This is a genomic window from Streptomyces sp. NPDC059169 (genome assembly GCF_042755225.1).
Taxonomy (GTDB): domain Bacteria; phylum Actinomycetota; class Actinomycetes; order Streptomycetales; family Streptomycetaceae; genus Streptomyces.
Window position 1 is genome coordinate 1 of record NZ_JBHZCF010000054.1, and the last position, 1,890, is coordinate 1,890.

Sequence of the window (1,890 nt, forward strand, 5' to 3'; positions counted from 1 at the left end):
GGCGCCGGCGGGCTGGTGTCGGCCGATGAGGTGGACGAGCAGTTGTCGATGGGCTCCGGGCCGGTCGTCGAGCTGCCGGACGTGCGGGTCCACGAGGTGTTCCAGGAGCGGGTCGTGGAGCATCCGGATCGGGTGGCCGCGGTCCATGCCGGTGTGCGGTGGACCTACGGGGAGTTGAACGCGCGGGCGAACCGGCTGGCCAGGGCACTGCGGGCACGCGGCCTGCGCGACGAGGACGTGGTGGCGGTGGTCACCCACCGTGATCTGTCCTGGCTGGCGTCGGTGTGGGCGGTGTTCAAGGCGGGCGGGGTGTACCTGCCGGTGGAGCCGCACTTCCCCGCCGAACGGATCGCGGCCACCCTGGCCCGTTCCGGATGCCGGCTGGTGCTGACCGAACCCGACGCCGCCACCCACCTGGAGCAGGCACTGCACACCCTGCCCACACTCGACTCCTTCCACGGCCCCCTCCCCGAGGTGGTGCAGATAGACGACGCACTGGGCGAAGACCACCCGGACAACAACCTCGACCTCCCGGTAACCGCCGACCAAGCCGCCTACGTCTACTTCACCTCCGGATCCACCGGCGAACCCAAAGGCGCGATGTGCGAACACGCCGGCATGCTCAACCACCTCCTCGCCAAGATCGAAGACCTCCACATCGGCGACCAACACCCCGTCGTCGCCCAGACCGCACCCCAATGCTTCGACATCTCCCTATGGCAACTGATCGCCGCACAACTCGTCGGCGGCCGCACCGTCCTGGTGGAACAAGACGCCGTCCTGGACGTGCCACGCCTGATCACCACACTCGAAGACAACCAGGTAGCGGTATGGCAGGTCGTCCCCTCCTACCTGGAAGTCGTCCTTTCCTACCTGGAAGACCACCCCCACGCCCTGGCAGACCTGGCGGTGGTCTCGGTCACCGGCGAAGCACTGAAGAAGGAACTGACCCAACGCTGGTTCACCACCCGCCCCCACGTGCCGCTCGTCAACGCCTACGGCCTGACCGAAACCTGCGACGACACCAACCACCACGTCATGCACACCACCCCGAGGGGCGACCGGGTCCCCCTCGGCCGCCCCGTACGCAACGTACACATCTACCTCACCGACCCCGACCTGGCCCCCGTCCCCTGGGGCGCACCCGGGGAGATCGTGTTCTCCGGAGTGTGCGTCGGCCGCGGCTACGTCAACGATCCCCAGCGCAGCGCAGCGGCGTTCGGCCCCGACCCCCACCAGCCCGGAGCACGCGTGTACCGCAGCGGGGACTTCGGCCGCTGGCTCCCCGACGGCACCCTGGAATTCCTCGGCCGCCGGGACAGCCAGGTCAAGATCCGCGGCTTCCGCATCGAGATCGGAGACGTCGAAAACGCCCTGATGACCGTACCCGGGGTACGGGACGCAGCCGTCGTCGTCACCGAACACGCCGGCAGCCCCCACCTGATCGCCTTCTGCGCCGGCCCCAACCCCCTGACCCCCGACACCCTGACCGGCCACCTCACCACCCTCCTGCCCGCCTACATGGTCCCCACCACCTTCCACTGGCAGCCCACCCTCCCCCTGACCGCCAACGGCAAGACCGATAAGAAGCACCTCACCCACCTCGCCACCCAACTCCACACCCCCACCCCCAGCACCAGCACCAGCACCAGCACCAGCACCAGCACCAGCACCGAAACACCCACCACCCCCACCGAACAACGCCTCGCCACCGCCTGGGCACACGTCCTGGGCATCCCCGAAACCCACATCCACCGCCACGACCACTTCTTCGACCGCGGCGGCACCTCCCTGTCCGCCGTCAAACTCGCCATCACCCTCGACCGCGCCATCTCCCTCAAAGACGTCACCCGCCACCCCCACCTCACCGACCTCGCCCAACTCATCGAC

1 protein-coding gene is annotated in these 1,890 nt (G+C 68.6%); it reads left to right on the top strand.

Going from position 1 to position 1,890, the window contains the following annotated elements:
- A partial coding sequence (locus ACFXOM_RS35555) for an amino acid adenylation domain-containing protein (protein ID WP_385041637.1) occupies positions 1-1,890 on the top strand: 1,890 nt, incomplete at both ends.